This is a genomic window from Bradyrhizobium sp. CCBAU 45394 (assembly GCF_028128655.1).
GTDB classification, from domain to species: domain Bacteria; phylum Pseudomonadota; class Alphaproteobacteria; order Rhizobiales; family Xanthobacteraceae; genus Bradyrhizobium; species Bradyrhizobium diazoefficiens.
In genome coordinates, this window is the sequence record NZ_LBIX01000176.1 from 641112 (window position 1) to 666407 (window position 25296).

Consider the following 25296-nt stretch of genomic DNA (forward strand, 5'->3'; position numbering starts at 1 on the left):
GCGCCCGCCTCGTGCGGGCGTTGTCGTTTCTGAAGGCAGAAAACTCGATCTCGGCGATTCCACTGACCGCCGAAAAGCGCTACCTGTCCGCCCCATGACAGGACCCCATTCCAATATTGTGCACGTGATCGGCGCGGGCCTTGCTGGCTCAGAAGCCGCCTGGCAGGTCGCCAAAGCCGGCGTGCCCGTGGTGCTTCACGAGATGCGGCCGGACCGCATGACCGAGGCGCACCGCACCGACGGACTCGCCGAGCTCGTCTGCTCCAATTCGTTCCGCTCGGACGACGCCGCCAACAACGCCGTCGGCCTGCTCCATGCGGAGATGCGCCGCCTCGGTTCGCTGATCATGCGCGCGGCCGATGCCAACCAGGTTCCCGCCGGCGGTGCGCTGGCGGTCGATCGCGACGGTTTTTCGGCGGCCGTCACCAAGGCGCTGAACGACCACCCCCTGATCGAGATCGCCCGTGGCGAGATCGCAGGCCTTCCGCCGGCCGACTGGGGCAACGTCATCGTTGCGACCGGGCCCCTCACCTCCGCACCGCTGGCCGACGCCATCCGCGAACTGACCGACGAGAACGCGCTCGCCTTCTTCGACGCGATCGCGCCGATCGTGCACCGCGAATCCATCGACATGTCGGTGGCCTGGTTCCAGTCTCGCTATGACAAGGTCGGCCCCGGCGGCAACGGCGCCGACTACATCAACTGCCCGATGACCAAGGAGCAGTATGAGGGCTTCGTCGCCGCGCTGATCGCCGGCGAGAAGACCGAGTTCAAGGAGTGGGAGACCAACACGCCCTATTTCGACGGCTGCCTGCCGATCGAGGTGATGGCGGAACGCGGCCCCGAGACGCTGCGCCATGGCCCGATGAAGCCGGTCGGCCTCACCAATCCGCACGATCCGACAACGAAGGCCTACGCGATCGTGCAGCTGCGCCAGGACAACAAGCTCGGCACGCTCTACAACATCGTCGGCTTCCAGACGAAGCTGAAATACGGCGAACAGCAGCGCATCTTCCGCACCATCCCCGGGCTGGAGAAGGCCGAGTTCGCCCGCCTCGGCGGCCTGCATCGCAACACCTTCCTCAACTCGCCAAAGCTGCTCGACGGCCAGCTGCGGCTGCGTGTGCAACCGCGGCTGCGCTTTGCTGGACAGATGACGGGCTGCGAGGGCTATGTGGAATCCGCCAGCGTCGGCCTGATCGCCGGCCTTTACGCAGCAGCCGATGCCCGCGGCGAGACGCTGGCGAGCCCGCCTGCTACGACCGCGCTGGGATCGCTGCTCGGCCACATCACCGGCGGCCATATCGAGACCATCGAGCCCGGCACGCGCTCGTTCCAGCCGATGAACATCAATTTCGGCCTGTTCCCGCCGCTTGCGAGCGCCCCGACGAAGAAGCCCGACGGCACGCGCCTGCGCGGTAACGAGAAGACGGTGGCCAAGAAGCAGGCGATGAGCGCACTGGCGCTTGCCGATCTCGATCGCTGGATCGCCGATCACCTGCGCATCGCCGCAGCAGCGTGAGTTGTCGATGAGCCTTCCCAAAGACGACGCCGCAACGCTCTCGGCGCGCTGGACCGAGGGCGTGCTGCTCAAGCGCGACGTGTTCTCGACCGTCGAGCGCGGCCGCTTTCGTGCCGACACCGGCGAGGTCGATGCGGTGCTGCGCCGGCTCGACGAGGTGCCGTGGTGGTCGTTCCTGCTGGCCCGCCATCTGTTCGCGCGCGAGAAGCATGCGCTCGCCCTCGCCAAGGGCCTGAACGTCGGTCCCGAGCTGCTGTGGGCCGGACGCCGGGCGCTGGTGCGCGGCTTCGTCGACGGCGTCGCGCTGCATCTGGCAAAACCGCATGGCGACCTCGCCTATTTCCGCTCGGCCAAGGCGGCGCTGCGCCGGCTGCGCCGCGCCGGCATCTGCCACAACGATCTTGCCAAGGAGCAGAACTGGCTGGTCGGCCGCGACGGCCGCGCCTATGTGACCGACTTCCAGCTCGCCGCCTGCTTTGCGCGCCGCGGCCGGCTGTATCGCATCCTCGCTTATGAAGACCTCCGGCACCTGCTCAAGCACAAGCGCTCCTACGCGCCCGAGGCGCTGACGCCGCGCGAGCGCAAGATCCTGGCGAAGAAATCATTTGCCGCGAGCCTGTGGCTCGCCACCGGCAAGAAGGTCTACCGGGCGATCACGCGCGGCCTGTTCAATTTCACCGATCGCGAGGGCGGTGGGCGCCGCCTCGTCAACGACGCGCCGGTGCTGGCGGAGCTGATCCGCAAGAATCCCGCCGTGCGCGACACCGCCATCGTCGCCTTTGCCGACCGCCGTTCCGGCGTCGGGCTCTATGCCTTCGTCGAAGCCGATCAGGCCACGCTCGAAGGCCAGCTCCGCAGCGAGCTCACGGCCGCCAAAGGGCCGAAACCGCCGGAACACATCCAGGTGGTGCATGCACTGCCGCGCGACACCAGTGGCAAGCCGCGCACCGAGATCCTGCAACTGGTCGCCATGAACCAGCTCGACCTGATCGAGCCGATGATGAAGAACGACCAGGACCGCGCTTTCCTCAAGGACATTCTGGAGCAGCGCAAGAACCTGCGCGACCGCTTCAATTTCGAGGCGGACCTGCCCGCGGGCTGACGGAAGCAATGCGCCTTGAAGCGTCCACATTGGCGATAGAGAAGCAGTCGGATAACGCAGGCGTGGCGGGGTCATGAGCACTCGGGGGACGATGAGGCATCGCGTGGTCGGCGGCATGATCGCCGGCCTTCTGCTGTTGGCAGCGACGCCCGCAATGGCCGAAACCCCGGCCGAGCTGATCTCCAGCTTCCGCCTCAAGCACGGTGAAGTTCGCGTCCTCCGCGATTCAACCCTCGACCGCATCGCCATGGACCAGGCGCGCGCGATGGCGGCGAAGGACGACCTCAGCCACGACGCTCTCGGACCGTTCAACCGCCGCGTCGCACCGGCCGGCGCGGGGCGCGCCGCCGAGAACATCGCCTATGGCTACGACAATTTCGAGAAGACGCTCGGACAGTGGATCGACTCGTCCGGACACCGCAAGAACCTGTTGCTGCACAACGCCTCCCGCGTCGGCATCGCCAGCGCCAAGAATGCCAGCGGCAAGCGAACCTATTGGGCCATGGTGATCGCAGGCGACTACGAGCCGAAGGGCAAAGGCAAAGGCAAAGGCAAGAAGGACGGGGAGCCGCTGGTTGCCGTGAAGCGCGAGGCCGCGCCCGCGAAGAAGCCAAAATCCAGCGAGTGCCACATCAAGCTGCTCAGCCTCTGCATCTGAGACGACACGCTGCGCGGCAACCACTGTTGCGTGCGCTCCCCCGGCCGGCCAATATGCCATGCCGCTGTCTTGGACCAATTCGAGGCGATCAATGGCCAAAAAATACACCGCTCAATGCGCCTGTGGCGCCATCAAGTTCGAATTCGACACCGATCCGTCCTTCATCGCCAATTGTCATTGCAACGACTGCAAGCGCGCCTCGGGCGGCGAGATGGCAACTTTCTTTGCCGTGCCGGAGGATGACTTCACGCTGCTCAGCGGCAAGCCGAAGGCCTTTCACTACGTCGCGAACTCCGGCAAAGGCCTCGACCGCAACTTCTGCCCCGAATGCGGCTCGCGGGTGTTCAGCTCGAACCTCGACAGTTTCCCCAAAACGGTCTTCGTTCAGTTGGGAAGCCTCGACCGGCCCGACCTGGTCGCACCGAAGCTCGAGATGTTCACCAAACGTCGCCTGCCGTGGAATACGCCGCTCCACCTGCCGCAGTTCGAAGAGATGCCGCATTGACGCGGCCAAAGCGCGAGAGCCCCGTTTGATCGACATCGACCAAATACGCATCGACACACCGGCCGCTGAGCGGATCGCCTATCTGCACAACGCAGGCGCGGCGCTCATGCCGGCGCCCGTCGTCGCGGCGATGAAGGAGCATATCGACCTCGAGAGCGAGATCGGGGGCTATGCCGCCGCCGACCGCGAGGCGCGCCGGCTTGATTCAGTCTACAGCTCGGTAGGCCGGCTGCTGAATGCCGCGCCCAACGAGATCGCGCTTCTGGAGAACGCGACAGTTGCCTGGCAGATGGCATTCTATGCGCTTTCGTTTCGCAAGGGCGATCGAATCCTGACCGCCGAGGCGGAATACGCCGCCAACTATGTTGCGTTTCTTCAAGTCGCAAAGCGCACGGGCGCGATCATCGAGGTCGTGCCGAGCAATGCCAGCGGCGAGCTCGACATCCACGCGCTCGAACGCATGATCGACGAGCGCGTGAAGCTCATCGCCATCACCTGGATTCCGACCAATGGCGGGCTGGTCAATCCCGCAGCGGCCGTCGGCAAGATCGCACGGGCGCACGGCATTCCCTATCTGCTCGACGCCTGCCAGGCGGTCGGCCAGATGGCCGTCGACGTCGAAGCCATCGGCTGTGACATGCTGTCGGCCACGGGCCGCAAATTCCTGCGTGGCCCGCGCGGCACCGGCTTTCTCTACGTTCGCCGAGCTCTGCTGCAACGGCTCGAGCCGCCGATGATCGATCACTTCGCGGCGCCCTGGGTCTCGCGCAATCAATATCGGCTCCGTGACGATGCGCGCCGTTTCGAGACCTGGGAGAACAACTACGCAGCGCGGCTCGGGCTCGGCGCTGCCGTCGACTACGCGCTCGCTATCGGCATGAGTCCTATCGAGCAGCGCTGCCGCCTGCTGGCGGACCGCCTGCGGGGCGGCCTCGCTTCCGTTCGCGGCATCACCATTCGCGACCTCGGACGCAAACCAGGCGCCATCGTCAGCTTCACGATGGACGGGTATGAGGCGGACGCGATTGTCAGTGGTGCCGCTGCCGCCGGCATCACCATCGGTGCTTCACATCCGTCGAGCACCCGCATCGACGCCGAGATCCGGGCGTTGCCACCGCTCGTGCGCGCCTCCCCGCATTACTACAACACCGAAGCCGAGATCGACCGGCTGATCGGCCACCTCGCAGGCCTGACGCCGCGATAGCGGGACGGCCGCGCCGCTCAGGTACAGCGCGCGCTCAATCCGGATGCACTAAGCCTCGCCATGACCTCGTCGAGATGGGCGCTGTCGCGGGTCTCGATCACGAGTTGCAGCAGCGTCGCCTTGGCCGGCAGGTCGGAGAAGGTCCGCTGATGCGAGACCTCGATGATGTTGGCGCCAGCCTCGGCCAGCAGCGCAGCCACCGCCGCCAGCTGCCCGGGCCGGTCAGGAATGTCGAGGGACAACCGGGTCAGCCGTCCCTCGCGCGCCAGTTCGCGGGTCAGGACGGAGGCGATCAGCCGCGTATCGATATTGCCGCCGCTCAGCACCAGGCCGACCTTCTGGCCGGCAAAGCGGGACGGGTCGGACATCAGCGCGGCAAGGCCGGCGGCGCCGGCGCCCTCGACGACCGTCTTCTCGATCGAGATCAGGGTCGCGACCGCGCGCTCGAGCTCGGCCTCGTTGACCAGCGCGATGTCGTCGACGAGGCGCCGGACGATTTCAGTCGTGATCTTGCCGGGCGACTTCACCGCGATGCCCTCGGCGAGCGTATCGCCGCGCGCCGGCAGATTGCCGTCATGGATGGCGTTGTACATCGAGGGATAGAGCCAGGCCTCGACGCCAAGAATCCGCAGCGATGGCTTGATCGATTTCGCGGCAATGCCGATCCCGCTGATCAGGCCGCCGCCGCCGATCGGGACAACCAGCGTGTCGAGCTCCGGCACCGCCTTCAACATCTCCAGCCCGACGGTGCCCTGCCCCGCGATCACAAGCGGATCGTCGTAAGGGTGGACGAAGATCATGCCGTGAGCTTCACCGTGGCTGCGCGCAAACGCGGCCGCCTCCTCCAGCGTCGCGCCCGTCACCACCACCTCCGCGCCGTGGTGCTTCGTGTTCTCGACCTTCACCATGGGCGTGCCGACCGGCATCACGATGGTGGCGGGAATGCCGAGCCGCCTGGCGTGATAGGCGACGCCCTGCGCGTGGTTACCCGCCGACATGGCGATGACGCCGCGCATACGCTCCTCCGGCGTCAGCGCGGTGAGGCGGTTGAGCGCGCCGCGCTCCTTGAACGAGGAGGTGAACTGGAGGTTCTCGAATTTGAGCCAGATGTCACAGCCGCAGATGTTGCTCAGCGTGCGGCTGTAGCTGCAGGGCGTCTCGACGACGGCACCGCGGATGGTCTCGGCGGCTGCCTGAATGTCACCAGGCGCGACCGGAAGGCCGCTGAGATCGGAGGACGTGGTTTGGGACAAGTCAGCCATGGGACAGCATAGAGCATTTGCCCGGCTCGGGCGACAAGCCAACCGCTATTTGGTAAATTCCCGGGAACGTGAAGCCCGCCATAGCGTCCACAGCGTGCGCAGCCGCGACGAAGGCTGCGGCGTGAACGGATTGCGTCCCGGACGCGACAGGCGCTTGAGGTCGGCCTGCGCCTGGCTCAGCGGCAGGAACGCCGGCCGCACCGACGACGGCACCTGCGCCAGCAGCGACGAGGCCGTCGTCACATGCTGCCGGGCTTCACCCGCAAGCTGCTCGAGCACCGCATGGAGGTTGGGCGTCTGCCTGCTGGCGAACACATCCTCCATGTTGCAATTGTGGCTCGTCAGCACCTGCTGCGGCAGGAACAATTGCCGGTGCGCGGCATCGCGCGGCAGGTTGACGATGACCTGCACGATGCCCTGCGCCAGCCCGGCATGACGGGCAAGGTGCTCGACCGCCTCCGACGGCGGCCCCATGATCCGTCCCGCGAGCATGAACAGCGCCGATGAGGTCGCGGCCAGATAGCCTTCCAGCGCCGCCATGGTCGGCATCGGATCGTTGTAGAGATCGAACTGATGCTCGTCGGCGAGCAGCGACAACGGCTCGACCGGCAGGTCGAAATCGCGGATCGCGCGCAGCAGCTCGGCCGCCACCGGATTGCCCTCGGCGCTGCCATGGACATGGCCGGCAAGCATGTCGGTCCACCATTGCAGGCGGATCTCGCCGGGCAAGGGCTGGCTCACCTGGTCGCGGACCCGGACGATCTCGACATTGAAGGCATAGAGCGCGAGCAGCGCACGGCGCTCGGCGGCGGGCGCGAACAGGGTCGCGACATAGCGCGGAAAATCGTGGCTGCGCACGAGATCGGCGCAGAAGGCGACGGAATCGGGCGAAGGTGCAGCGCTGCTCATGGCACGGCGATCAGCGCGGCCGCAACGCGGCGCCGTTCGCCGATCATGATGTTGTAGGTGCGCACGGCCGGGCCGGTCTGCATCGTGTCCAGCACCACCCTCACCGCCTTCAGGGCCTGCCGCAGCGCCGGCGGCGGCAGCCAGACCCCGGTTCCGGTGCCAATCAGGAGCGTATCGATGCTGTTGGCGGCCGCGAAGACCCGATCCAGCGAATAGCGGTCGATCTTCGCGGGGTCCGTCACATCCCAGGCCCAGATCGCGTCAGGCAGGCAGAGCAGCGATCCCCGATGCGACATGCCGGCAAAGGCGAAGCCGCCCTTGCCATAGGCCTCGATCGGCGCCGAGCGCGGGAAATGCGGTGCGTTGGGATCGCCGGCCATGAGGTTCGTCCGAATGGGCTTACTGCCCTCGCAAACGCGTGCGAGGGCGTGCGGTTCGGATCATGCCTTGTTTTTCTTCGCCGGCGTAGCCGTATCCGGCGCATCTTCGCGATGCTCGCCGACGCCGAGATAGATCAGGATCGGCGCCGCGATGAAGATCGAGGTGTAGGTGCCGACCAGCACCACGCCGAACATCATCACCGCGGTGAAGCTGTGGATGGCGTGACCGCCGAACAGCAGCAGCGCGAGCAGCGCCAGCGTCACCGTGACGTGGGTGATGATCGAGCGCGACAGCGTCGAGTTGATGGACTCGTTGAGCAGCTGCGGCATCGGCATCTTCTTGTAGCGCCGCAGCATTTCACGGATACGGTCGTAGATGACGACCGTGTCGTTGAGCGAATAGCCCAGAATGGTCAGAAGCGCGGCGATGCTGGTCAGGTCGAAATCGACCTGACTGATCGACATGAAGCCGATCGTCAGCACGATGTCGTGCACGTTGGCGATCATGGCGCCCAGCGCGAACTGCCATTCGAAGCGGAACCAGAGATAGATCAGGATCGCGACGATCGCGAGCATCAGGCCGAGCATGCCGTAGGCCAAGAGCTCACCGGCGACGCGCGGACCGAGCACCTCGACGCGGCGGTACTCGATGGAATCGCCGAGCGCGGTACGGACCTTCTGCACGGCCTCCTGCTGGGCGGTATCGCCGCCCGGCTGCTCCGCGACGCGGATCAGGACGTTCTCGGGCCCGCCGAACTGCTGGAGCTGGACTTCGCCCAGACGCAAGCCATCCAGCGTCGTGCGCATCGCCGCGATGTCGGCGGCGCCGGACTTGGCCCGCACCTCCAGCAACGTGCCGCCCTTGAAGTCGATACCGAGGTTCAGGCCGTGGGTGAAGAACAGCGTGATGGCGACGATCGACAGCGCCGCCGAGATCGGGAAGCTGATGCGGCGGAATCGCGTGAAGTCGAAATGCGTGTTGTCCGGGACGATGCGCAACGACGGCAGCAAGCCGAGGGCCGCGACCACGGTGAGAATAGTGATGAGGACGCCGAGCCCGATGAGAACGGTGTGATTCACAATCAGGCTCCTAGATCGGCACGCTCTGCGGCCGCTTCCACCGCACCCACCCGGCGACGATCAGCCGGGTCAGGGTGAAGGCGGTGAACACCGTGGTGATGATGCCGATACCGAGCGTCACGGCGAAGCCGCGCACCGGGCCGGTGCCGATGTAGAACAGCACCGCGGCGGCAATGAAGGTGGTGATGTTGGAATCGAGGATGGTCGCGAGCGCCCGCTTGAAGCCGGCGTCGATCGCCGAGATCGCGTTACGGCCGCCGCGCAGCTCCTCGCGGATGCGCTCGTAGATCAGCACGTTGGAGTCCACGGCGATGCCGACGGTGAGCACGATGCCGGCGATGCCGGGCAGCGTCAGCGTGGCGTTGAGCAGCGACAGCAGGCCGAAGATCATGGCGACGTTGATGGCCACCGCGATGTTGGCGAACACCCCGAACAGCCGATAGGTCACGAGCATGAAGATGATGACCAGGATCGAGCCGACGTAAGCCGCAAGCTCGCCCTTCTCGATCGAGTCCTGGCCGAGGCCCGGACCGACGGTGCGCTCCTCGACCACGGTGAGCGGCGCCGGCAGCGCGCCGGCGCGCAGGAGGATCGCGAGATCGTTGGCCGATTGCACGGTGAAATTGCCGGAGATCTGGCCCTGACCGCCGGTGATCGGCTCGCGGATGACGGGCGCCGAGATCACCTTGTTGTCGAGGACGATCGCAAACGGCAGCCCCACGTTTTCCTGCGTGGCCTGCGAGAACTTGCGCGCGCCCGACGTGTTGAACTTGAAGCTGACGACCGGCTCACCCGTGCGCTGGTCGAAGCTCGCCTGGGCATCGGTCAGGTCGCCGCCGGCGACCAGCACCTGCTTCTTGACCACGTAAGGTGTGGGCGGTGGCGAGGCGCTCATCAGCAGATCGGATTCCGGCGGCAACCTGCCCTGCTGCGCCTGATCCGGCGGCACGGAGGTGTCGACCATGCGGAATTCCATCTTCGCGGTCTTGCCCAGCAGTTCCTTCAGGCGGGTCGGGTCCTGAAGACCGGGGACCTGCACCAGGATGCGGTCGTTGCCCTGGCGCTGGATGACGGGCTCGACGGTGCCGAGCTCGTTGACGCGGCGCTCGACGATCTGGATCGATTGCTCGATGGTCTTGCGCATGCGGTCGAGCATCGCGGCCTGCGGGATGCTCAGGCGGATCACGCCGCCACCGGCATCGGTCACTTCAAGGTCGCGTTGACCGCTGGAGCCCATCAGACCGCCGAGCGGCTGGGCCAATTCGCGCAGCTTGGCGAGCGCCGGCTGCACATCGGTTTCCTTGGTGATGCGAACCTCGGCCGCGTCGTTGCGCACGGTGACGCCGCCGGTGAAGCCGATCTTGGCATCGCGCAGCGTCCGGCGAACGTCGTCGCGGACCTGGTCCAGCCTCTCCTTCTTCACATAGTTGGAATCGACCTCGAGCAGCAGATAGGAGCCGCCCTGGAGGTCGAGGCCGAGCACGAGCCGGCGCTGCGCCCAGGCGGGCCAGGTCTTGACCTGTGCCTCGGGGAAGAAGTTCGGGACCGCGCAGAGGCACACGATCAGCGCCGTCAGGATAATCCCCAGCGCCCTCCACCGCGTGAAATACAACATCGACTGGACCTGTCAGATCAGGAGACTTGAGATGCTCGCGGAAGCGTTCACTTCGACGCGGCGTCGTCCTTGGCGGTTTCCTTCGCACTATCCTTGGATTCCTTCGCCGGCTCGCCCTTGGCGCGCACGCCCGAGATCATCTGGCGCATCTGCCGGACGCGGACGCCGTCGGAAATCTCGAACTCGATCTGGTCGTCGTCGACGACCTTGGTGACCTTGCCGACGAGGCCGCCCGAGGTCACGACGGTGTCGCCGCGACGGATGTTCTTCACGAGGTCGGCGTGGTCACGGACCTTCTTCTGCTGCGGACGCAGAATCAGGAAGTACATGATCACGAAGATCAGGGCGAACGGCAGCAGCGACATCAACATGCTGTTGGTGTCGCCGGCGCCCGCGGCCTGGGCATACGCAGGGGTAATCAGCATTCGGACGATCCTCGTGACAACGGGGGAAAGCCGGTCAGGCCCTCAAAGGCGACCGGCTCGGTCAAATTCGCGCGGACTATAGCGGCCACCGCCCCAATTGCAACGCTGCCAGACCGTCCTTTTGGTCACCTTGCGGCGCGCCGTCAGGCCCGATAAGGCTGCATTCTCAGGAACTTCGGACATGCCCAAAAAACCAAGCAAAAGCCCGGCCGGCAAAGGCCCCCATATCCCTGCCAGGAAGCCTGCCCGCGTCGCGGCAAAACGCCCCACGGCAGCCCCCAAGGCGACCTCCAAGCCAATCTCCAAGGCGATCTCCAAGGCAGCCCCTGACCTCAACCAGGAGCGGATCGTCCTCGCCCTCGAGACCATTGCGGCGCACCTCTCCGCCCAGGGCAAGCCGGCCGCCGAACCCGAGTCATTCGGCCGGGCGGATGCCTATGTCTGGCATCCGGATGGCCGCCTCTCGGCGGTGCCGCGGGTCAGCCGCGTCGAGCTGTTCCTCCTCAAGGGCGTCGACCGGATGCGCGACATCCTGATGGAGAACACCGAGCGCTTCGCAGGCGGCCTGCCCGCCAACAACGCCCTGCTCTGGGGCGCGCGCGGCATGGGCAAGTCGTCGCTGGTCAAGGCCGCGCATGCCAGCATCAATGCGGACCGCAAACCGGCCGACAAGCTGAAGCTGATCGAGATTCACCGCGAGGACATCGAGACTTTGCCCGCGCTGATGGAGCAGCTGCGCGCCTCGTCCTTCCGCTTCATCGTGTTCTGCGACGACCTCTCCTTCGACGGCAATGACGCCTCGTACAAGTCGCTCAAGGCCGTGCTCGAAGGCGGCATCGAGGGCCGGCCCGAGAACGTCATCCTCTACGCCACCTCCAACCGCCGCCATCTGCTCGCGCGCGAGATGATCGAGAACGAGCGCTCGACCGCGATCAATCCCGGCGAAGCGGTCGAGGAGAAGGTGTCGCTGTCGGATCGCTTCGGCCTCTGGCTCGGCTTCCACCGATGCAGCCAGGACGAATATCTCGCCATGGTGCGCGGCTATTGCAGCCATTTCGGCATCAAGGTCGATGATGACGCGCTGGAGCGCGAGGCGCTGGAATGGTCGACCACGCGCGGCTCGCGCTCGGGCCGTGTCGCCTGGCAGTTCGTGCAGGAGCTTGCGGGACGACTGGGCGTGAAGCTCACGGCGCAGTAGCGGTCGGATCGCAACCCACTTACGGCTGTCTTTCCCCGAAGGCGGGGAATCAAGGGCGCGTGCGCATAAAAACCGGTTATGGCGGCGTGTAGGGATCTGGGGTGCCAAGTTTGATCGGAGGGTACTTCTTGAAGCTCGCTTCCAGTTCTCCGATGATTCTCACTGCGGGATCGGCGACCCAGGAGTTTTGCGCGGCAACATCGCGCTCCTCCTTCCGGTCGGTCAGTAGATTGATGACTCTCGGCAAGGGCAATTTCTGCGGCGTGGCGTACATAGTTTCCTGCCAGATCAAATGGACTTTCCAGTTTCGCCATTTGACGGCTGACAGCCGGTCGGCCACATAGGCGGGGAAGCCTTCGCGGTTAGAGGTCTCCTGCTTGCCCAAAAAGAAATCTAGCTGATCCACGCCGTCAATCGCGCGATCCGTAGGGACCTCTGCGCCCCCGACCCGCGCAAGCGTCGTGAAGAGGTCGACGATGTGAACGATTTCGTTGCTGACGCGGCCCGCCGGCACCTTGCCGGCCCAGCGAATGATGAACGGTGCCCGCAGTGAACCTTCCATCGCCGTGAAGTAAGTTCCGCGCCAAGGTCCGTTGTCACCCTCCCAGGGGTTGGTTGCCTCCGGGCCATTGTCGCTGGCGAATATCACAAGCGTGTCGTTTTCGATTCCTGCTTGCTTGATGGCATCGAGGATTTGCCCGGTGCGGTAGTCCATTTCGGCCAGGCAATCGGCCCAATCGCCGTTGCCGGTTCTACCCGCGAACTCAAGATTTGGAAGCGTCGGCATGTGAACGTGCGCGAACGGGACGTAGGCATAGAACGGCTTGCCTGAGCTCGCGTTGCGCTTGATGAACTCCACCGCACGGCTGGTGATTTCCGCGTCCATGGTGCGGCGGTGATCCACATCCAGCACGGCGACCTGTCGAGGTTTATCGCCCTTGCGTGCTTCATAGATATGTTGAGGGTGAACGACTTTCGCATTCCAACCCTGCCTGTTTCCGACCGACGGCCACATGCTTCGTGTCTCGTCCAGGGACGGCCACATCGCCTCGTCATACGTGCGCGGGATGCCATACCACTCGTCGAAGCCCTGATTGGTAGGCATCCGGTCTTCGGCGCTGCCGAGATGCCATTTGCCCCACATCCCGGTCGCGTAGCCCTGCCCCGACAACAGCTCCGCGGTCGTGATCTCCCACTGTGTTAATCCGTCGGGGATGCCGCCGATCGGAACTTCGTACGTTCCGGAGCGGATGGCAAAGCGTCCTGTAAGCAGGGCCGATCGGGACGGCGTACACTGCGCTTCAACATTGAAGTTGAGGAGGCGGGTGCCCTCACCGGCGAGCGCGTCAATACGTGGCGTGGGCGCGCCGCGGAGGATACCGCCGCCATATACGCCCAACTCGCCGTAGCCCAGATTATCCGCGAGGATGACGACAATATTGGGATTCTTAGGTTGCTGCGCTGCGGCAGGCGCGCTCGCAATCGCTATGGCGGCCACTGATGCCAACGAACCGAGCCAGATGGTTTTGCTCTTCAGCATTTTTTGCCCTCAGATCAATAGGCCACCTTCCGACCAAGCTCGGCACCAATTCCCTACGTGCCGCTAGAGCGGGTTGCCGGTTTGTGCCTTTCTCCAGTTGATCCCCTACTTCGTCACCCTGTGCCGGGTCGGCGCAACGGTGCTTTCAGGTGCGGCGGGCGAAATCGCAAAGGTCAGCCAGGTATTCCAGCCCGACGGCCGGTTCGCCGCCTCGAATTCGCCATATCCCTTTATGTTCAGATATCCCTGCATGCCGCCGATCGGAAAAAGATAGCCGAACTGCGGACCGATGCCGAAAACTCGCGACCTGAATCCGCCAAGGGCCGGCAGTCCGCCGGTATCGTTGGAGACCTGCTGATAGGCATAGCCGACCAGACCTACGAAGGCCTGCTTTGAGAGAAATTTCGACGCGCCCCAATCGAAGTGGAAATCGACGCCGCTCTGAACCAGCGTGTCCGGGTTCTTGAAGTTGTATGTGAAGCCGCCGACGCCGGAGAATTCATATCCCGTCATCGGGTTGAGGTAAGTGTAACCCCCGCCTGCGTCGATGGCGCCATGACCGATACCGATGTTGGAGAGGCGGCTGGGTTCATAGGCGCCGACTGGAATGTCGCCGGTCACATAGGTCATGTAGTTGTGGACGCCGTCGTGCCACTTCATCGAGACCATGGGATAGAGGTCGCCGAACCCGGTGAGCGAGTCCGATATGCTTCCCGTGCGGGTCGCCGAAATCGGACCGAACCCGGTCGTCAGCGTGCCATCAAGGGTCGTGCTGTTTCGGCCGTAAACGCCCATGACACCGACGGACAATTGCCCGCCGAGGACCGGCGTCGCGAACGTATACGTCGGAGCCAGAAACAGCAGGTCTGGCGGCGCTTTGAGATTTACGTTCAAGTTGACATTGACGTTCGGAGAGAAGCGGCCAATCTGAACTTCTCGGGCCGCTGCGGCAGCACCGGAGGCGGACACACTGGTGTGGTAATAGATCGTCCCGAGGGACCAGCCTGGGGCGGTGGGTGCCGCTGCCAGACTGCCGAACAGCCCCGGGACCCAGAACGAGATGCCGCTCTCGTCGGCGCTCGCGATTTGCGGCGAAAACGTGAGAGCTGCAACCACAACCGCGCTGAGCAGGGTCGGTTGAGAGGCACCCGCAAATTCCAACGTGGGCTTCATCTGCAATCTCCTAGCGGTTCGACGGATGCATCGAGATTTGGCGGTCGCGAACCCACCTTCCGTTTTAAGACCTGGTCCCGTCATCAGGCCTAAGCCTATCTCGAGACCGAAGGAATCGGAGTTTCGTCTACGGGCTGTAAGTAAGGCATGCTCCAGACCCGATGTCCGTTGTGAATTGGCCACATCTAAAAATATAGTCGGGTGCTATGCCCAACGGCGTGCATTGAGCTCAATGGCTGGCTGCGCACTGCATTCGCGCAGCCGTGGATCTTACGATTTCACCTCTAATCAAACGAAAAGATACTCTTCCAGTCGTTCTTCATGTCCACAACGGTCCACCTGTTCAGCGCTGCAGCATCGAGAGCGACATCGAGCTTGCCGAAATGTGATTGGCGATCGTAGGCATATTCGCGTTCCGCATCGGTATGGTGGACGATCAGGCCGAACCGCGCGCCACTGGTACCGAGCGTCGCCCATTGCAGCATTTCGAGGTCGCCATCGGAGTTGCCGAAGGCGGCGATCGGACGCCGGCCGATGTGGCTATTGATCCCGATCGGTTTGCCGGCCTTGTCGTCGATGAAATCGATATCCGGCAAGCGAAATAGAACCGGCGTGCTGTCGCGCATCTCATACCGGGTCTTGATTGACGATCCGACGACCTGCTCGGGAGGCACGCCATAAATCGCCTCGGTCCATGGTCGCATGAATTCGACGCCGCCACCTGACACGATGAAGGTCTTGAAGCCGTTGGTGCGGAGGTAAGCGAGCAGTTCGAGCATAGGCTGATAGACAAGTTCGGTATACGGACGCTTGAAACGGCCATCACGCGCGGTCGCAAGCCAGTCTGTGACGATCTTCTCAAACTCCGCCGTCGTCATGCCGGCGTGAGTTACCGCCAGCAGCTCGGCCACGCCCTTCTCCCCGAAAGCTGCGAGCGCCTTCAAGTCGCCATTCAGCACTGCCGCGAAGGGCTGCTTGTCCTTCCATTCCGGATGCATAGGCGCAAGGACCTTCACGCGATCCAGCGCAAACGCCAGTTGCACATACATCGGCTGTTCGATCCAAAGCGTGCCGTCGTTGTCGAAGGTTGCGATGCGTTGGTCGGGGGGCACGAAATAGGGTCCACCGTTCTCCGTGACCCGTGCGACGAAGTCGACGATCGAGGCTTTCGTCGGGCCCTCGTTCCAGGACGGCAGAGGACCGGCTTGCGTCTGGGCCATGGCGGACGTGGAACGCAGAGCGGCAGATAGAAACGGAAGCATCGCCAGAGACGAGAGCAGTGCGCGCCGGTCAAGGCGTGATCGCGTGATCTGTTTCATTGTCGATCCGTTTCGATCGTGCGGTCCCTACTGGCCAACATTGAAGCGGCCACAAGCGAACTTCCGCTCAGCAGCAGATCGCGGCGTTTCATTCCGCCGTCCGATTACGGCGGAACGTCGTGGGATTCTTCTGGGGGACGCTTGTTACTCATGACGTGCTCCTCCTGTTGTTATGCAATTGGCTCTGTTCGCTTGATGCATCGGAAGCGGACGTGGCTTGTGGAGGTGCCGACCGGTCCGGCGCGGCCTCCTTGATCACTTTGCTCGCGATTCCGTTGGCGGGCGCCCTATGTCGGGCGCCCGCATCAAGCATCCGAGCTACTGGCTCGGGTGCCCCTGACCCTTCTTGAGCTGTTCCATGACCTGATCCAGGTTGTAGCTCGCGGGATCCTGAAGGGGTGGGAACTCCTTGTAAGATTCCAGCTCCTTCAGCCACAGCACCTGCCCGATGGGCAGCAGGTTCCAGTCGTATATGTAAGCCGTGACCGGCCCGGCGAGCGCGCCGCTGAACCAGAAACTCGCCTTTTTCTCATCGCCCCACGACGTCTCGAATGGATCGCGCTTGAGGTTAACCATGCCGGCTGCGAACTGGGTCTGGACTCCCGGCGAGAGGAAGCCCGTCGCGGTTTCGGGCGCGATCGCGAAATACATCTTCCAATTCTTGTAGCGCACTGCCGACGGGTGGCTGCTGGAATAGTAGAAGAAGGTATCGCGCGCCGACTTCTCCGAACGTCCCGAGAGGTACTCGGTCTGATCGACGCCATCGAGCTTGGTCTTGACGATGCCCGGATAGGCACCGGCCATTATCCGCTTGTTCAGCGCATCGCCCTTGGCTCCGCCGGCGATGTCGACAAGCGTGGGCAGCCAGTCGAGCGACGCGAAGATGTCGTTCTTGACCGTTCCAGGCTTGATGACGCCCGGCCAGCGAATGACACACGGAGCGCGCATGCCGCCTTCCCAGGTGTTCATCTTCGAGCCCTTGAACGGGGTGACGCCGCCGTCGGGGAAGGTGAAGGTTTCGGCGCCGTTGTCGGTGGTGAACACCACGATCGTATTGTCGAGCTGGCCCATGTCCTGGAGCTTCTTCAGCACATAGCCGATGTTGTCATCCATCTGCTTCATGCCGGCTTCGTTGACGCCCCAGTCCTTGCCGCCCGGCTCGCCGACCATTGCCATGTACTTGTCGTTCAGCACGGTCGTGACGTGCATGCGCGCAGGGTTGTACCAGACGAAGAAAGGCTTGCCCGTCGTCTTCGGGTCGTTGCGATCGATGAAGTCGATGACCTTGGCCGAGATTTCCTCGTCGACACCCTTCGATCGCTCGAGCGTCAGCGGGCCCTGGTCGACACACTGCTGAGTCCTGGATGTACCGTCCGACTTGCACGCCAGCACGTTGCGCGGAGGCGTCAGGCAAACCGTCGTCTGCGGATCGACCGCGCCCGGTACCTCCGGGATACCGGGGATCGGCGTATTCTTGCATGGCGGAACAACCGTCTGCTGGGTCGGGGTCTTGTTGATGTCCGGGAAGCTCACGCCCTGCATCGCATCGAGATGATACAGATAACCCCAGAACTCCTGGAAGCCGTGCGCGGTCGGCAGCGCGTCGGTGTGGTCGCCGAGATGGTTCTTGCCGAACTCGCCGGTGTTGTAGCCGAGATCGAGCAGGAACTTGGCGAGCGATGGAGTGCCGGGCCGCAGATAGGACGGGCTGCCGGGCAGTTGCGGAGGAATCATCCCGGTGCGCAGCGGATTCATGCCGGTGAGAAAGGCATTGCGGCCGGCCGTGCAGCTCTGCTCGGCGTAATAGTGCATGAAGATCGCGCCTTCGTTGCCGATGCGATCGATGTTGGGCGTTTCCCCGACCATCAGGCCGCGGTGGTAGATGCTCGGCTGCATCCAGCCGATGTCGTCGCCCATGATGAAGAGGATATTGGGTTTCTGTGCCGGCTGTGCGGTCGCCGGCGTGCTGGCTGCCCCGGACAGCGACATCAACATCGTCGCGCCAAGCAGCGATGCGCAGGACCGCTTGTGCCAACCAGGTGTCTTGCGTGACTTGTCGGGCAATATAGTACTCAACATGGTTACGCTCTCCTGTTTATTATGCGTCAGAGGCTCCTCGCCTGACGCACCGAAAGCCGAGATGACTCGTGGAAGTATCGATCGGCTCCGCATGCCGCGCAGCCGGCCGGTAGCGTCGGCAGTAATTCGGCGCGCACAAATGCGAGCCGCCTTTGATGACCTTCCGTGGAATCTTCACGTTGGTCGTTCTTGGGTCGTAGCTATCGGCCTCGCGGCCGCCGCGCGGGTTCTCTGGAATGCAACAGGCTTTTGCTGCGTCGGCCACATGCCGAGGCGAATACCAGTCTGACGTCCATTCCCAGACGTTGCCGATCATATCGTGCAGCCCGTGTCCGTTCGGCGGGAATGCGGTGACCGGCGAAGTCCGTTCGTATCCATCGTCCCTGGTGTTTTGGCGCGGAAATTCGCCCTGCCAGGTGTTGGCCATGTGTCGGCCGTCCGGCGCAAAAACATCTCCCCACGCGAACTCGGCGCCATCCAGCCCGCCGCGCGCCGCAAATTCCCATTCCGCTTCGGTCGGCAAATCCTTGTCGGCCCATTTTGCGTAGGCGAGCGCATCGCTGAAGGCCACATGCACCACGGGATGATCGTCCAGCCCACGGATGTCGCTGCCCGGCCCGTAGGGATGTCGCCAGTCCGCGCCCTTGGCGAAGGTCCACCACTGGCTGAAGTCCCGGAGACTGACCGGGTGCGCGGGCGGAGAGAACACCAGCGAGCCCGCGTAGATCATATGCGGGAGCATTCCGGGATAGTCCTTTGGATCGGGCGTGATCTCGGCAACGGTGACGTGGCCGGTAGCCTTGGCGAACGCCTTGAATTGCCGGTTCGTCACTGGATGGCAATCCATCCAGAACGCATCCACGGTGACGCGGTGAACCGGCGCTTCCTCCGGATAGTGCCGATCCGAACCCATGCGAAACGTGCCGCCCGGCACGTACAGCATCCCCTCACCTGCTGGTTGCTGGTACGATTGTCCGGAATCAGGCGACGATTTCGTATCAGCCAGCTTCATGCCGGTCTCCGCCCCGTGTGTCGTTGGCCTGCGCTGCTACGGACACGGAACGCCAGACTTCCAGGTTGATCTAGATCAAAGGAGCCCGGTCGGGTCATTCACGACAGCGCTGGATCGCCAGCAAGCCCTGCCATGTCCGCTGCGCCATCAAAACCGAAGCAGATTCAGAACATTAGGACATCGCACCGGCAGCCATCGGCTACTTTGTATGGGGTTGTTCTTCGATAATTTGATCGTCCGGTCACAAAAGCCTCAGGCCGAACCTGATCTCATTCTCTTTAGCGGTCTCGCGACCAACGCGTTCCAGGCTCCGACACCGGACCCTCGAATCGTACGCGACGAACTCAGCGATTTTGAATGGTTCGGGATTCAGAGAGCTTGCCGGAAAAGAAGGAGCAAGCACAAACATTCCGCCGGAGCGAAATCGCATGAACGCGATCTGCTTCCGGCATTCGCCAAACTTTTATTAATCCGAATTTTGCTGCGTGCTGATCTACGCCACAGTTCACGGCAGCGTCTCGGCCTAGCGACTGCTGTCTATGCAATACTGGATCGCCCGCTTTCGCGGGCGATGGCAGTTTCCTTGTGGCGATGGCCTGCCCTACTCCTCAGGCCCTACGCCTCACGCCCCGTTCAGGAATTGAAGCGGGTCAACCGGACTCGATCCCTTGCGGATCTCGAAGTGGAGCTGCGGCGACGCCACCTCTCCGGATTGACCCGACTTGGCAATGACCTGACCGCGCTTGATGGTATCGCCGCGCTTCACCAACAGCTCACTCGCATGGGCATATGCGGTGACGTAGCCGTTGGAGTGCCGAACCAGGACCAGATTGCCGTAACCTTTCAGCTCGTTGCCGGAATAGGCGACGACGCCGTCTTCAGCCGCCTTGACCGGCGTACCCTCGGGCACAGCGAGATTGATGCCGTCGTTGGACTTGCCGTTGGTCTTGGCGCCGTAGGTCGTGACCACCTTGCCGCGCACCGGCCAGCGGAAAGTCGGCAGCGCGCTGGTGGTCTCCGCAGCTTTCGCAGGTGCCTCGACAGCCTTCTCTTCGACATTGGCGGTGGCCTGGGCCAGGCGCGCGCTCTGCACCGGCGCGGCGACAGCGGCCATCTTGGTGGCAGGCGCCGGAGCGGCCGCAACCGGCTGGAGTGTACCGGCGACCGGGGCTGCCCCGACTGGCGCAGCAACAGGTGCAGCGACGGCGGCGGTCTTCGCGCCGGGAACGGTCAGCTTGGCGCCGAGCTTGAGCTTCGCCGACGGATCGAGGCCGTTGGCGCGGGCCAGTTCAGCCGCCGAGATGTGATTCTTGCGGGCGATGCTGGCGAGCGTGTCGCCGCGGTTGACGAAGTGCATGCTCGGCGGCGCGGCGAGGGCCGCAACCGGCTTCGCCGCCGGCGCCATCGCCGGAGCCGCGGCGACGGGAGCCATCGCCGGCGCGGGTGCAGCCGCGGTCGCGCCCGGATGCGGGATGATCAGCTGCTGGCCGGGCGAGAGCGCACGCGGCCCCTTGTAGCCATTGGCGGCGAGGATCGCCTGCGGCGTGACGTGATAACGCTTGGCCAGCACGTCGAGCGTGTCGCTGGTGCCGACGATGATCTTGGTCCCGCCGGCCGGCTGGGCGGCCGCGACCGAGCGCGACGGCACGGTGGCCGTGGTCTCCAGATGCGGCTGCGCCGGAGGCGCGTAGGAGCCGACGCCCCGCCCGCCACCAGACATCCCGCCGCCTGCCGCAACCGGATAGGATTGCGGCGCGGACACCGCCGGCGGCGGCAAGGGCTGCGACTGGTAATAACCGGGCTGCGTCTGCGGCCGCGAATATTGCGGCAACTCACGCTGCGGCGGCGGTGCCTGCTGCACCGAACCGGTCTGATCGGAGGCAAAAGGATTGGAGAAGTTCGACTGGGACAGCCGCGACGACATGTCGGCGCTGCACCCAGCGAAGCTGAAGGAGATCAGCGCCAGCACCGCGACCTGCGGTACGCGGCGCGAGTAAAGCAACTCGGCGACGACAGACATGGTTACTCACTCGTACGCAACAGAACTGGTCTTTTAAGTAAACACGCGCCGAGTAAATAACGGCTTAACCCTCCCAATAAGATGTTGGCCGCACAGCCAATCCGGAAATCTACAGCTCCCGCGCCACGCCGGGCAGTGCCGGCACGAAACGGACCTCGACGAGTTCCTTGCGGTCGATCCCGGTCGCGCTGCGGGTCAGACGGATCAGCGTCTGCACCCCCTGATGCGGGCCGACGGGCGCGATCAGGATGCCGCCCACCTCGAGCCGATCGACCAGGTTCTCCGGAATCTGCTCCATGGCGGCGGTGACGATGATGCGGTCGAACGGGCCGATATTGGCAGGCAGGTTGAGACCGTCGCCCAGCATCACCTCGACATTGTGATAGTCGAGCTTCTCAAGCCTGGCGCGTGCTGCGTCCGCGAGTTTGCGGTAGCGCTCGACCGTCAGCACCTGGCCTGCGAGCCGCGACAGCACGGCGGCCTGATAGCCGGAGCCCGTGCCGATCTCGAGCACGCGGTGCTGCTTCTGGAGCTGGAGCTGCTCGGTCATGTAGGCGACGACGAAGGGCTGGCTGATGGTCTGCCCGCACGCGATCGGCAGCGCGCTATCGCGATAGGCCACGTCGCGATCGGCCTCGTCGACGAACAGCTCGCGCGGCACCTCCTCCATGGTTCGCAGCACCGCCTGATCGCTGATGCCCCGACGCCTCAGCGTGAGCTGAAACATCATCTTTTCCGGCGGGTGCTGATGGGAGGTCATTGCTGCCAGTGTTGTCTCGTCAGGGTCCGGATCATCGCTTGCGGAGCTCAAGGGCTGGGGCAAGAATCCTGTTCCGGCTCAGGAACTCATGATAGCCTTTCGCCGAGGCATTTGACCACAAATTGGCTTGCAGCGGACTGGCTACGAAGGCCATTTTCAGGTGTCCGTTGGCCGAAACGCGCATTGCGTCGATTCGCGTTATCTGCGAACGTTTTCTTGATTGGGCAAGGACTCACCGACAATGACCGCGACAGGGCTTTCCGGCCGCTCTGTATTTCTCGTCGAAGACGAGGTGATGATCAGGATGATGGTCGCGGACATGCTGGAAGAGCTCGGCTACAAGGTCGCAGCTGAAGCCGGCGATATCCCCGAAGCAATGCGGCTCGCCGAAGCCACCCAGTTCGACATCGCTATCCTCGACGTCAACGTCAACGGCAAGGTGATCTCCCCGGTCGCCGACCTGATCAAGGCGAAGGGCTGCCCGTTCATCTTCGCCACCGGCTACGGCTCCTCCGGCCTGCCCGAGCAGTATCGCGACCGGCCCGCGCTCCAGAAGCCGTTCCAGCTCGATGCGCTCGGCAGGACCATCGAGGCCGCCCTTCGCGGCGACTAGCCGCTACTTCAGGGCCGCACCCAGTGCTTCGGAAAACGCTTCGTTGGTGCGGTCGAGCCTGAGCGGCGTGACCGAGACATAGCGCTCGCGCAGCGCCGCCAGATCAGTGCCCTCGGCGGGCGTATCCATCATCGCCGCGCGCTCGAATCCGATCCAGAAATAGGGATTGTTGCGGCCGTCCCTGCGCTCGTCGATCCTGAGGAAGCCGAGATTGCGCTTGCCCTGGCGGGTGACGCGAATGCCGAGCACATCCTCAGGCGCGCAGGACGGGAAGTTGACGTTGATGACGGTCTCCTTCGGGATGCCGGCGGCCATCACCTTGCGCAGGATGTCGGGGCCGAACGTGCGCGCGGTGTCCCACGGCGGCCGCTCGCGGGTCTCGACGCTGAACTCCTGCGACAGCGCGAACGACGGCAGCCCCAGGATGGTGCCCTCCAGCGCGCCGGCGATGGTGCCGGAATAGACCACGTCCTCGGCGACGTTGCGGCCCTTGTTGACGCCCGACAGCACGAGATCGGGCGGCTTGGTGCCCAGGATATGGCGCGCGCCCATGATGACGCAGTCGGTCGGGGTGCCGCGCACGGCGAAGTGCCGCGGCCCGACCTCGCGCAGGCGCAAGGGATCGTTCAGCGACAGCGAATGCGACACGCCGGACTGGTCGAGCTCGGGCGCCACCACCCAGACGTCGTCGGACAATGCCCGCGCGATCTCCTCCACGACCTTGAGGCCGGGAGCGTGAATGCCGTCGTCATTGGTACAGAGAATGCGCATGCGAAAGGTCGATTCCTGAAGGGGTCTGAGCCGTCTTATCCGGCTGGGACCGATCAGGCAAACCGGCCACCGCGCAGATCTCATCTGTGATCCCGCTTATTGCCGCAGCGCAGCACGCGGCCGGCTTCGGTTCCCGACGCTTGCTTCCGGATGCCGCCCACCTGTTCGAGCCCGGTGCCCGTACAAGGCTAGCGGCGGATGCGCCATTGCGGCAGGAAACGTGCGAGCCTGCCTTCGGCATACAACTTCATCGCCGGTACGACCGGACTGACAACCGGAGTCTCAATCACGCCGAGCGCCTCCAGCTCTGCAACGATCGGATCCGGCGCCGGCGTCTGCGGAAAACGCTCGCGTGCCACTGTCAGCGCCTTGTCGAAATCCGCAGCATTGACGCCGGGCTTGGCTCGCCGGCTCTGCACGAGATCCTCGTCCCAGAGCCGCGCGATCTCGATGTCGAGCACACCGCGCAGGCGCTGATCGACGGCCTGGATGCCGCAACCCGTCACCGCCCATTGTCTGCCAACCCAGAAGATGTCGCGGTGCAAGGCCATGAACGGTGGGTTCGCATTGACGGGTGGCCGTCAGGATAACCGCCCGCCTGATCTTCGCAACCAAACGTTTCTGCGTTTCAGCGAGCAATACGCCTCAGTCGCGCGAGATCACCTTCAATCCACCCATGTACGGCTGGAGCACGCTGGGGACCGCAATCGAGCCGTCCTCCTGCTGATAAGTCTCCATCACGGCGATCAGCGCGCGGCCGACCGCAGTGCCGGAGCCGTTCAGCGTATGCACGAAGCGCGGCTTGCCGTCCGGCCCGCGCGAGCGCGCGTCCATGCGGCGCGCCTGGAAGTCGCCGCAGACCGAGCAGCTCGAGATCTCGCGGAACATGCCGCCGTCGCCCTGCCCGGGCATCCAGACCTCGATGTCATAGGTTTTTTGCGACGAAAAGCCCATGTCTCCTGCGCAGAGCGTCATCACGCGATAATGCAGGTCGAGCTTCTGCAACACCTGCTCGGCGCAGGACAGCATCCGCTCCAGCTCGTCCTTGCTCGTTTCCGGCGTCGTGATCGAGACCAGCTCGACCTTGGTGAATTGATGCTGGCGGATCATGCCGCGGGTGTCGCGCCCGGCAGCGCCCGCCTCGGCACGGAAACACGGCGTCAGCGCGGTGAGCCGCATCGGCAATTGCTTCTCGTCGAGGATGGATTCACGCGCGAGGTTGGTCAGCGAGACTTCCGCGGTCGGAATGAGACCGAGGCGCTCTGTCTTGAGCCGCTCATGGTCGGGTGAGGCGAGCAGTTCGCCCTTGATCGCCCAGAACTGGTCGTCCTCGAACTTCGGCAGCTGTCCGGTGCCGAACATCACCTCGTTGCGCACCAGCAGCGGCGGGTTGATCTCGGTGTAGCCGTGCTCGGTCGTGTGCAGGTCGAGCATGAACTGGCCGATCGCGCGCTCGAGGCGCGCCAGTCCCTTCTTCAGCACGACGAAGCGCGCGCCGGAGAGTTTTGCCGCCGCCTCGAAATCCATGTAGCCGAGCGCGTTGCCGAGATCGTCATGCAGCTTCGGCGCGAAGCCGTAGTTGCGCTTGTTGCCGAACACATGGTGCTGCACGTTGCCGTGCTCGTCGACACCGTCAGGCACTTCATCGAACGGAATGTTCGGGATCGCGGACAGCTCTTTCGTCAATTCTTCGTCGGCAGCCTTCGCGGCCGCCTCGAGCTGCGGCATCGTGGTCTTGAGCTCGGCGACTTCGGCCATCAGCGTGGCCGCGCGCGCCTCGTCCTTGGCCTTCTTGGCGTCGCCGATTTCCTTGGAGGCCGCATTGCGCCGTGCCTGCGCCTGCTCGGAGGCCAGGATCGCTGCGCGCCGCCTCTCGTCGATCGCGAGCAGCGCGGCCGACAACGGCTTCAGGCCACGCCGGGCGAGACCGGCGTCGAAGGCTTGCGGATTGTCGCGGATCGATTTGATGTCGTGCATGGCCGTGGTCCTGGATCAGCGCGTAAACCTACAACGGCAAACGTTGCAAGTTTGCATTGGCGCGCTTCCCCCTAGCACAGCTGTCATCGCCCGCGAAAGCGGGCGATCCAGTATTCCAGAGCCGACCGTGATTCCTCGACAGGCCGCGGCGTACTGGATTCCCCGCTCCAGT

23 protein-coding genes are annotated in these 25296 nt (G+C 64.1%); 7 read left to right on the forward strand and 16 right to left on the reverse strand.

Annotated elements, in window-relative coordinates; translation table 11 throughout:
* Positions 1-94: 94 nt before the first annotated feature.
* From trmFO to WN73_RS40520, 5 genes are all read left to right on the forward strand, one after another.
* Positions 95-1522, forward strand: coding sequence for a methylenetetrahydrofolate--tRNA-(uracil(54)-C(5))-methyltransferase (FADH(2)-oxidizing) TrmFO (gene trmFO, locus WN73_RS40500; RefSeq protein ID WP_028171857.1), 1428 nt, complete (start codon positions 95-97; stop codon positions 1520-1522).
* A 7-nt stretch (positions 1523-1529) separates the two neighbouring features.
* Entirely contained in the window at positions 1530-2624 is a 1095-nt protein-coding gene (locus tag WN73_RS40505; protein ID WP_028171856.1) for a serine/threonine protein kinase, read from the forward strand.
* A 73-nt stretch (positions 2625-2697) separates the two neighbouring features.
* Complete coding sequence (locus WN73_RS40510) at positions 2698-3282, forward strand: CAP domain-containing protein (protein WP_028171855.1); 585 nt, start codon at positions 2698-2700, stop codon at positions 3280-3282.
* 91 nt (positions 3283-3373) lie between these two features.
* Complete coding sequence (locus WN73_RS40515) at positions 3374-3787, forward strand: GFA family protein (protein WP_027546610.1); 414 nt, start codon at positions 3374-3376, stop codon at positions 3785-3787.
* A gap of 25 nt (positions 3788-3812) precedes the next feature.
* A complete protein-coding gene (locus WN73_RS40520; RefSeq protein WP_028171854.1) occupies positions 3813-4991 on the forward strand; it encodes an aminotransferase class V-fold PLP-dependent enzyme in 1179 nt (392 codons plus the stop codon).
* 17 nt (positions 4992-5008) lie between these two features.
* Here the strand turns inward: WN73_RS40520 and WN73_RS40525 are convergent, their stop codons facing one another.
* Genes WN73_RS40525 through yajC form a run of 6 tightly spaced genes read right to left on the reverse strand, consistent with a single transcriptional unit; the run spans position 5009 to position 10662 of the window.
* Complete coding sequence (locus tag WN73_RS40525; protein ID WP_271557897.1) at positions 5009-6253, reverse strand: threonine ammonia-lyase; 1245 nt, start codon at positions 6251-6253, stop codon at positions 5009-5011.
* Between the two features lie 45 nt (positions 6254-6298).
* Entirely contained in the window at positions 6299-7162 is an 864-nt protein-coding gene (locus WN73_RS40530; protein ID WP_028171852.1) for a phytoene/squalene synthase family protein, read from the reverse strand.
* The gene (locus tag WN73_RS40535; protein WP_011087501.1) at positions 7159-7542 is read right to left on the reverse strand and encodes an Mth938-like domain-containing protein; all 384 of its coding nucleotides are present in this window, start codon (positions 7540-7542) and stop codon (positions 7159-7161) included. Before WN73_RS40535 ends, WN73_RS40530 begins: the two co-directional genes overlap by 4 nt.
* A gap of 60 nt (positions 7543-7602) precedes the next feature.
* The gene (secF, locus tag WN73_RS40540; protein ID WP_011087502.1) at positions 7603-8622 is read right to left on the reverse strand and encodes a protein translocase subunit SecF; all 1020 of its coding nucleotides are present in this window, start codon (positions 8620-8622) and stop codon (positions 7603-7605) included.
* A gap of 10 nt (positions 8623-8632) precedes the next feature.
* Complete coding sequence (secD, locus tag WN73_RS40545) at positions 8633-10237, reverse strand: protein translocase subunit SecD (protein WP_011087503.1); 1605 nt, start codon at positions 10235-10237, stop codon at positions 8633-8635.
* 47 nt (positions 10238-10284) lie between these two features.
* Positions 10285-10662, reverse strand: coding sequence for a preprotein translocase subunit YajC (gene yajC / locus WN73_RS40550; protein ID WP_028171851.1), 378 nt, complete (start codon positions 10660-10662; stop codon positions 10285-10287).
* Between the two features lie 181 nt (positions 10663-10843).
* Between yajC and WN73_RS40555 the strand changes: the two genes are divergently transcribed.
* Positions 10844-11860 carry an ATP-binding protein gene (locus tag WN73_RS40555; RefSeq protein ID WP_271557898.1) on the forward strand — a complete coding sequence of 339 codons (1017 nt, stop codon included), beginning with the start codon at positions 10844-10846 and terminating at the stop codon, positions 11858-11860.
* Positions 11861-11936: 76 nt separating this feature from the next.
* Here WN73_RS40555 and WN73_RS40560 read toward each other — a convergent pair whose 3' ends face one another.
* The 7 genes from WN73_RS40560 to WN73_RS40590 form a co-directional block, all read right to left on the reverse strand.
* Positions 11937-13400, reverse strand: coding sequence for an arylsulfatase (locus tag WN73_RS40560; protein WP_271557899.1), 1464 nt, complete (start codon positions 13398-13400; stop codon positions 11937-11939).
* Between the two features lie 105 nt (positions 13401-13505).
* Positions 13506-14573, reverse strand: a complete 1068-nt coding sequence (locus tag WN73_RS40565) for a SphA family protein (RefSeq protein ID WP_162494106.1) — start codon at positions 14571-14573, stop codon at positions 13506-13508.
* Positions 14574-14857: 284 nt separating this feature from the next.
* On the reverse strand, positions 14858-15835 hold the full coding sequence (locus tag WN73_RS40570) for an HAD family hydrolase (RefSeq protein WP_049832412.1): 978 nt from the start codon (positions 15833-15835) through the stop codon (positions 14858-14860).
* Positions 15836-16210: 375 nt separating this feature from the next.
* Entirely contained in the window at positions 16211-17881 is a 1671-nt protein-coding gene (locus WN73_RS40575) for an arylsulfatase (RefSeq protein ID WP_271557942.1), read from the reverse strand.
* Between the two features lie 109 nt (positions 17882-17990).
* Positions 17991-18983: a formylglycine-generating enzyme family protein gene (locus tag WN73_RS40580; protein WP_271557900.1), complete on the reverse strand. Its 993-nt coding sequence runs from the start codon at positions 18981-18983 to the stop codon at positions 17991-17993.
* A gap of 622 nt (positions 18984-19605) precedes the next feature.
* Complete coding sequence (locus tag WN73_RS40585; RefSeq protein ID WP_271557901.1) at positions 19606-21003, reverse strand: LysM peptidoglycan-binding domain-containing M23 family metallopeptidase; 1398 nt, start codon at positions 21001-21003, stop codon at positions 19606-19608.
* A 109-nt stretch (positions 21004-21112) separates the two neighbouring features.
* Positions 21113-21763: a protein-L-isoaspartate(D-aspartate) O-methyltransferase gene (locus WN73_RS40590; RefSeq protein ID WP_011087512.1), complete on the reverse strand. Its 651-nt coding sequence runs from the start codon at positions 21761-21763 to the stop codon at positions 21113-21115.
* 241 nt (positions 21764-22004) lie between these two features.
* Here WN73_RS40590 and WN73_RS40595 point away from each other — a divergent pair, with 241 nt between their 5' ends.
* Positions 22005-22376, forward strand: a complete 372-nt coding sequence (locus WN73_RS40595; protein WP_011087513.1) for a response regulator — start codon at positions 22005-22007, stop codon at positions 22374-22376.
* A 3-nt stretch (positions 22377-22379) separates the two neighbouring features.
* On the opposite strand, the gene surE is transcribed toward WN73_RS40595, so the two are convergent.
* The 3 genes from surE to serS form a co-directional block, all read right to left on the reverse strand.
* Positions 22380-23147 (reverse strand): 5'/3'-nucleotidase SurE, encoded by a 768-nt coding sequence (gene surE / locus WN73_RS40600; RefSeq protein ID WP_028171844.1) that lies wholly within the window; start codon positions 23145-23147, stop codon positions 22380-22382.
* A 188-nt stretch (positions 23148-23335) separates the two neighbouring features.
* Positions 23336-23698 (reverse strand): hypothetical protein, encoded by a 363-nt coding sequence (locus WN73_RS40605; RefSeq protein WP_011087515.1) that lies wholly within the window; start codon positions 23696-23698, stop codon positions 23336-23338.
* 94 nt (positions 23699-23792) lie between these two features.
* Positions 23793-25124 (reverse strand): serine--tRNA ligase, encoded by a 1332-nt coding sequence (gene serS / locus WN73_RS40610; protein ID WP_271557902.1) that lies wholly within the window; start codon positions 25122-25124, stop codon positions 23793-23795.
* Positions 25125-25296: the final 172 nt, after the last annotated feature.